This is a genomic window from Streptomyces sp. CO7 (assembly GCF_053474865.1).
Genome location: NZ_JBRIOU010000002.1, coordinates 1,509,950 through 1,516,537, shown reverse-complemented (window position 1 = coordinate 1,516,537; position 6,588 = coordinate 1,509,950). Strand labels below are relative to the sequence as shown.

At 74.4% G+C, this 6,588-nt stretch carries 7 protein-coding genes; 5 read left to right on the top strand and 2 right to left on the bottom strand.

Annotated elements, in window-relative coordinates:
* Nucleotides 1-61: 61 nt before the first annotated feature.
* The 3 genes from egtB to egtD are packed head-to-tail and all read left to right on the top strand — an operon-like array spanning nucleotide 62 to nucleotide 3,170.
* Nucleotides 62-1,387 carry an ergothioneine biosynthesis protein EgtB gene (gene egtB, locus ACOV8S_RS08940; protein WP_448317403.1) on the top strand — a complete coding sequence of 442 codons (1,326 nt, stop codon included), beginning with the start codon at nucleotides 62-64 and terminating at the stop codon, nucleotides 1,385-1,387.
* Entirely contained in the window at nucleotides 1,387-2,187 is an 801-nt protein-coding gene (egtC, locus tag ACOV8S_RS08935; protein WP_448317170.1) for an ergothioneine biosynthesis protein EgtC, read from the top strand. Before egtB ends, egtC begins: the two co-directional genes overlap by 1 nt.
* A gap of 20 nt (nucleotides 2,188-2,207) precedes the next feature.
* The gene (egtD, locus tag ACOV8S_RS08930; protein WP_448317169.1) at nucleotides 2,208-3,170 is read left to right on the top strand and encodes an L-histidine N(alpha)-methyltransferase; all 963 of its coding nucleotides are present in this window, start codon (nucleotides 2,208-2,210) and stop codon (nucleotides 3,168-3,170) included.
* 23 nt (nucleotides 3,171-3,193) lie between these two features.
* Here the strand turns inward: egtD and ACOV8S_RS08925 are convergent, their stop codons facing one another.
* Nucleotides 3,194-4,453, bottom strand: coding sequence for an extracellular solute-binding protein (locus tag ACOV8S_RS08925; RefSeq protein ID WP_448317168.1), 1,260 nt, complete (start codon nucleotides 4,451-4,453; stop codon nucleotides 3,194-3,196).
* A gap of 247 nt (nucleotides 4,454-4,700) precedes the next feature.
* Between ACOV8S_RS08925 and ACOV8S_RS08920 the strand changes: the two genes are divergently transcribed.
* Nucleotides 4,701-4,916, top strand: coding sequence for a dodecin (locus ACOV8S_RS08920; RefSeq protein WP_448317167.1), 216 nt, complete (start codon nucleotides 4,701-4,703; stop codon nucleotides 4,914-4,916).
* A 21-nt stretch (nucleotides 4,917-4,937) separates the two neighbouring features.
* Here the strand turns inward: ACOV8S_RS08920 and ACOV8S_RS08915 are convergent, their stop codons facing one another.
* Entirely contained in the window at nucleotides 4,938-5,429 is a 492-nt protein-coding gene (locus ACOV8S_RS08915; RefSeq protein ID WP_448317166.1) for a phosphatase domain-containing protein, read from the bottom strand.
* Nucleotides 5,430-5,611: 182 nt separating this feature from the next.
* Between ACOV8S_RS08915 and ACOV8S_RS08910 the strand changes: the two genes are divergently transcribed.
* Nucleotides 5,612-6,588 (top strand): GAF domain-containing protein (locus tag ACOV8S_RS08910; RefSeq protein ID WP_448317165.1); only part of this gene is annotated, 977 nt, incomplete at its 3' end.

The following is a 6,588-nucleotide window of genomic DNA, read 5'->3' as shown; positions in this document are numbered from 1 at the left end:
CCCCGGCACACCCCGTGGCGCCGGCTCCCCCGAGGCGGCCCGGGAGCGCGCCGCACGGGCCCTGACGGCGGCCCGGGAGCGCACCGCGCTGCTGACCTCCTGCCTGGGGGACCACGAACTGACCGCCCAGCACTCTCCGTTGATGTCGCCGCTGGTGTGGGACCTGGCACACGTCGGCAACCAGGAGGAGCAGTGGCTGCTGCGCGCCGTGGGCGGGCGTGAGGCGCTGCGGCCGGAGATCGACGGCCTCTACGACGCCTTCGAGCATCCCCGCGCGGAGCGTCCGTCGCTGCCGCTGCTGTCGCCCGACGAGGCCAGGCGGTACGCCGCCGAGGTCCGCGGCCGGGTCCTGGACCTGCTGGACGCGGCCTCCCTCGACGGGTCGTCGCCGCTCACCGACGCCGCGTTCGCCTACGGCATGGTCGCCCAGCACGAGCAGCAGCACGACGAGACGATGCTGATCACCCACCAGCTGCGGCGCGGCCCTGCGGTCCTGACCGCTCCCGACCCGGATCCCGCGCCGGCGCACCGGGGGCCCGCCGAGGTCCTGGTCCCCGGCGGCCCCTTCGTGATGGGGACCTCCGACGAGCCGTGGGCGCTGGACAACGAACGTCCCGCGCACGTGGTGGAGGTGGCGCCGTTCTTCCTGGACACCGCCCCGGTCACCAACGGGGCCTTCCTCGCCTTCATGGAGGACGGCGGCTATGTCCGGCCCCGCTGGTGGCGGCCGGAGGGCTTCGCCCTGCTGCGCTCCCAGGGCGTGCGGGCGCCGTTGTTCTGGTGGCGGGAGGGCGGGCAGTGGCTGCGGCGGCGGTTCGGCAGGACGGAACCCGTCCCGCCGGACGAGCCGGTGGTGCACGTGAGCTGGTACGAGGCGGACGCCTACGCCCGGTGGGCGGGGCGGCGGCTGCCGACGGAGGCGGAGTGGGAGAAGGCGGCCCGGCACGATCCCGCGACCGGCCGCTCCCGGCGGTATCCCTGGGGCGACGAGGACCCCACCGAGGAGCACGCCAACCTCGGCCAGCGGCACCTGCGTCCGGCGCCAGCGGGCAGCTTCCCGGCCGGCCGGTCCCCGCTGGGCGTGGGGCAGTTGATCGGCGACGTGTGGGAGTGGACGGCGAGCGACTTCCTCCCCTACCCGGGTTTCTCCGCCTTCCCCTACCGGGAGTACTCCGAGGTCTTCCTCGGCTCCGGGTACAAGGTGCTGCGCGGCGGTTCGTTCGCCGTGGACCCGGTGGCCTGCCGGGGGACGTTCCGCAACTGGGACTACCCGGTGCGGCGGCAGATCTTCTCCGGCTTCCGCACCGCGCGGTCGGCGGTCCCCGAGCGGCCGGGCCCGGGGGACGCCGTGCCACCGGGCGGCCCGTTCGGCGAAGGCGCGCACTGATGTGCCGTCACCTCGCCTACCTCGGCCCGCCGGTGCCGCTGGGGCGGGTGCTGGCCGCGCCCCCGCACAGTCTGTTCCGGCAGTCCTGGGAGCCGCGCAGGCAGCGCCACGGGACGGTCAACGCCGACGGGTTCGGGATCGGCTGGTACGCGCCGGACGACCCGGCGCCGGCCCGGTACCGCAGGGCCGGGCCGGTGTGGGCGGACCTCTCGTTCGCCGACCTGGCGCGGGTGGTGCGCTCCGGCGCGGTGCTGGCGGCCGTGCGGGACGCCACCGAGGCGGGCGCCGACGGGGAGGCGGCCGCCGCTCCGTTCGCCGCCGGGAGGTGGCTGTTCAGCCACAACGGGGCGGTCCCCGGCTGGCCCGGCTCGATGGCCGCGCTCGCCACGGCGCTGCCGCCGGCCCGGCTCCTGGAACTGGAGGCGCGCACCGACTCGGCGTTCGTCTGGGCCCTGGTCCTGCAGCGACTGCGGGCCGGGGAGGAGGCCGGGCGGGCGCTGGCCGGGGCGGTCGCGGAGGTCGCGGCCGCGGCGCCCGGTTCGCGGCTCAACCTGCTGCTCACCGGCGGCGACACGATCGCCGCCACCGCGTGGGGGGACACCCTGTGGTACCTGGCCGAGCCGGACGGCCCCGTGGTGGTGGCGTCCGAGCCGTACGACGACGACCCCCGCTGGCGGGAGGTTCCGGACCGGACGCTGCTGGCGGCCACCCGCAGCGATGTGCTGCTCACCCCGCTGGCCGGCGGCCCCGGCAGCCCGGGGCCGCCGGCCGGCGCCGACGTCCGGAGCCCGCACCGCTGAAGGAGCAGAAGGAGCAAGCCGTGAGCCCGTTCCGTATCTCCCGCACGCTGCCCGAGGACGCCGCCCGGGCGTCGCTGAGCGCCGACGTCCTGGCCGGGCTGGGCAGCCGGCCGCGAACGCTGCCGCCGCGCTGGTTCTACGACGCGCGCGGCAGTGAACTCTTCGACGAGATCACCCGGTTGCCGGAGTACTACCCGACGCGTGCCGAGCGGGAGATCCTCACCGACCGGTCGGCGGAGATCGCCCGGTTCGCCGGGGCCCGGACCCTTGTGGAGCTGGGCTCGGGGTCCTCGGAGAAGACCCGGCTGCTGCTGGACGCCATGCCGGACCTGGGACTGTACGTGCCGGTGGACGTGAGCGAGAGCGCGCTGACGGGTGCGGGCGAGGAGCTCGCCGAGCGGCTGCCGGGGCTGGACGTGCACGCCGTGGTGGCGGACTTCACCGGGCGGCTGGAACTGCCCGAGGGGCCCGGCCCGCGGCTGGTGGCCTTCCTCGGCGGGACCGTGGGCAATCTGGAGCCGTCCGAGCGCTCCCGTTTCCTCGCCTCCGTGCGCGGGTCGCTGGCCCCGGGTGACGCGCTGCTGCTGGGGACCGACCTGGTGAAGGACGAGCGGGTGCTGGTGCGCGCGTACGACGACGCGGCCGGTGTGACCGCGCAGTTCAACCGGAACGTGCTGCGGGTGGTCAACCGCGAGCTGGGCGCGGACTTCCGGCCGGAGCTGTTCGACCACGTGGCGGTGTGGAACGCCGAGGCCGAGTGGATCGAGATGCGGCTGCGGTCGCGGGAGGCGCAGACCGTGAAGATCCCGGGCGTGGACCTGGTCGTCGACCTCGCCGAGGGCGAGGAGATCCGGACGGAGATCTCCGCCAAGTTCCGCCCGGAGAGGGTGCGGACGGAACTCGCGGCGGTGGGGATGGAGGTCGCCCACGGGTGGACGGACCGTGAGGACCGGTTCGCCCTCTGGCTGGGCGTGGTGTCCTGACGGAGCGGCGGGGCCGCGTCGTCTCAGCCGTAGACCGGGTCCAGGACCTCCGTGATGTGCTGCGACGCCTTCTCGGCCTCACGGCGCGCGTCGCCGCCCTGGAGGACCGCCGTCATGTACCGCTTGATGGGATTGTCGGCCTCCACCTCGGCCCACTCGGGCGTGGACGGGGTGGCGCGGCCCTGCGCGGCGCCCTCGGCCATCGCCGCCACGCCCTCGTTGTCGGCGACCGCGTCGGCCAGCTTCTCCTTGTTGGGCACGTAGTTCATGGTCCGGGCCAGGTCGGTGGCCCACTTCTCGCCCACCAGCGCCCCGATGACGTCGATGGCCCGGCCTGCCTGGTCGGTGTTGCGCGGGACGATGAGGTCGGACCCGCCGGTGAAGACGGCGCCGGGCTTGTCCGCGCGCTTCCCCGGGACGGGGAAGTAGCCGATCTTGTCCTTGAGTTCGGGGTTCTCGGCGAGGACGGTCTGCACCACGCCCGGCACCGCGATGATCTGGGCGGTCCTCCCCTCGGCGAACACCCCTGCCTGCGGCGGGTGTTCCTCGTCGGCGTCGGCGGGGCCCTCGCCCAGGGCGTGCAGCTGCCGGTAGAACTCCATGCCCCGCAGGGCCTCCTCGGTGTGCAGGGCGCCCTGCCAGGAGCTGGTGCGCTCGACGGCGAGGTCGCCGCCCTCGTCCCAGATGAAGCCGGCCAGCGTGTACCAGTCCTGGCCGGCCAGGTAGATGCCCTGGTTCCCCGAGGTGTCCAGCCGCCGGGTGACGTCCAGCCATTCCTCGCGCGTGCGGGGCGGGGTGACGCCGGCCTCCTCGAAGAGGTCCTTGCGGTAGACCACCACCCGGTTGGCCGCATACCAGGGGATGCCGTACTGCTGGTTGCGGTCGCGGCCCGGGTCCGCGAGACCGGGCAGGCAGTCGTCGACGCCCCAGTCGCGCACCGCCTCCAGGGTCAGGTCGAAGAGCTGTCCCTCCACGTACTGCGGCACCTGGGTGTTGCCGACCTCGATGACGTCCGGTCCCTCGGGGTTCTCCTCGGGGTCCATCGCCGCCTGGACCTTGGGGCCGATGCCGGTCCACTCCTGGATGCGGATGTCCAGCCGTGTGTCGGGGTGGTCCGCCTCGAAATCGGCGGTGAAGCGGCGCAGGAAGTCCGCGGACGCGGTGCCCTTCATCAGCCAGACGGTGACCGTCTCACGGCCCTCCCCGCCGGGCAGCAGCCCGCAGGAGGCGGTGGTCGTCAGGGCGGCGCAGACGGCCAGGAGTGCGAGCGGACGACGTCTCACGGTGGGTCCTGTTCTGTGGAGGGTGCAGCAGGAAGACCCGTGGGGGGACGAGCGCGGTCGGCTCGCAGGGGTGCCTCTTTGGTATGGACCAATATCTTGGTATGGACCAATACCGTCGTCAAGGCTTGGAGGACGGCTTCGGGCCCGCTGTCGTCGGCGACGCCTCGCGGTCCGTCCCGGCATGGGGCACGGTGGAACGAGTCGGGCGTCCTCGTCCCCGCGACGCCCCGGAGAAGGAGTCGCCGCCATGTCGGACAACGTCTACCGGGTCACCGAGATCGTCGGGAGCTCCCACGAGGGGGTGGACCACGCGATCCGCAACGCCGTCCAACGCGCCTCGCGCACCGTGCGGAACCTGGACTGGTTCGAGGTCACCCAGGTGCGCGGGCACATCGAGGACGGCGAGATCGCGCACTACCAGGTGGGACTGAAGGTGGGTTTCCGGATCGAGGAACCGGAGTGAGGGGCGGCTCCCCCCGGCCCGTCAGGTCCGGCCCTCGCGTTCCTGCGCCTCGCGCAGACCCTCCGACGCCCGGGCCGCCCAACGGGCCCTGACGACCCGGAAGCCCGCGCGCCGCGCGTCGTCGCAGACGAGTTCGTCGTCGTCGACCAGCATGCGGATCTCCCGGCCGCGGGCCAGGTCCCGCAGGATCTCCAGCTTGGTGCGCCGGGCCGGACGGCGGTCGTGGTTGCGCCGCATCCACATCCGGCCCTCGGGCAGGCCCTGGGCGGCGAGCCAGGCCACGGTGGCGCGGCGGCACCGCTCGGGGCGGCCGGTCAGGTAGACCACCTCGCACTCGTGGGCGGCCTCCAGGGCCAGGGCGACGCCCTCGGCCAGCGGCGGGTCCTGCGGGGCGGCGTCGAAGAAGGCGTCCCAGTCCTTGGGCCGCATCTCCAGGAAGTGCTGACGGTGCGCGGTGTCCGCGAGCGTGTTGTCGAGGTCGAACACGGCGAGGGGGCGTCGGGTCTCCGTCACGCCGCCCAGCCTAGGGTGTGCCGCTGCCCGCACGACCTGCCGGGCGCGCACACGCCGGGCGCGTCCGGCTGATCTCCGCGGCGAGGAGGAATCACGGCGGTCCCGCGCGGGCACCATGGACCGGACCGGTCCGGGACGAGACCCTACCGGCCCTCGAGCACACCGGGAGGCGGCGGACACCGATGGCGGACCACGAGGACGGCACACCGACGGACGCCCAGGCCCTGGCGGCGATCGGCAGGGCGCTCGACGCGCTGATCGCTCCCGCCTACATGGCCGCGGAGTCGGGGACCATCCTGGCGGTCAGCCCGGCCCTAGCCGAGCTCGTGGGCATGGACGCCTCCGCGATGGTCGGGCAGGACGGCCACGACCTGCTCCACCGCAACGAGCACGGCGAGACCGTGGCCCGGGCACGCTGCGGAATCCGCGAGGCCGGTCTGACCCGGCGGACCGCGCAGGGGGACCGCATGTGGGTCGGGTGCGCCGACGGCTCGGTGGTGGAGGTGGCGTGGCTCGCCACCGGGTGCCAGGTGGGGACGCTCGATCCGGTGGCGCTGGTGATCTTCACCCCGGGTGCGCGCGAGGACGCCGTCACCCGTGCGGACGGCGGGGCGGAGGCGACGGACGCCCCCGCGCCGGCCGGACCGAACGGCGCGACGCTCTCGGAACTGGAGCGGCTCGCCCTGCTGGCCGAGACCACGACCCGGCTGACCAGCACCCTCGACGTGGAGGAGGCGCTGCGCAGGCTGACGCAGCTCATGGTGCCCCGGCTCGCCGACTGGGCCGTCGTCGACCTGATCGAGCGGGACTCGGAGGTGACCCGGTTCGCCGTGGCCCATCAGGAGGACGGCGTGGTGGTGCGCAGGCCCGACCTGGAGGGGCCGATGCCGCCGATCCCGCCGGAGTCCGTGATGCCTCTCTCGCGGGCCCTGCGCGGGGCCGCCTCCGCGATCGCGGGCCGGGAGACCTACCAGGGGCCGCCCGACGCGGAGATCGCCGTGGCGCAGCGCCGCCTGTTCGACGCCACCGGCATGCACTCCGCCGTCATCGCGCCGATCCGCGGCCTGCGGCAGGTGCTCGGCGCGCTCACGCTGGGGCGCAGCGAGCAGCCGGAGCCGTACACGCCGGCCCACCTGACGCTGCTGGAGGACATCACCCC

Bases quoted from the DNA above. Each gene is read 5' to 3' on its own strand.
- egtC (WP_448317170.1), top strand. From the start codon at position 1,387: ATGTGCCGTCACCTCGCCTACCTCGGCCCGCCGGTGCCGCTGGGGCGG.
- ACOV8S_RS08920 (WP_448317167.1), top strand. From the start codon at position 4,701: ATGTCGGACAACGTCTACCGGGTCACCGAGATCGTCGGGAGCTCCCAC.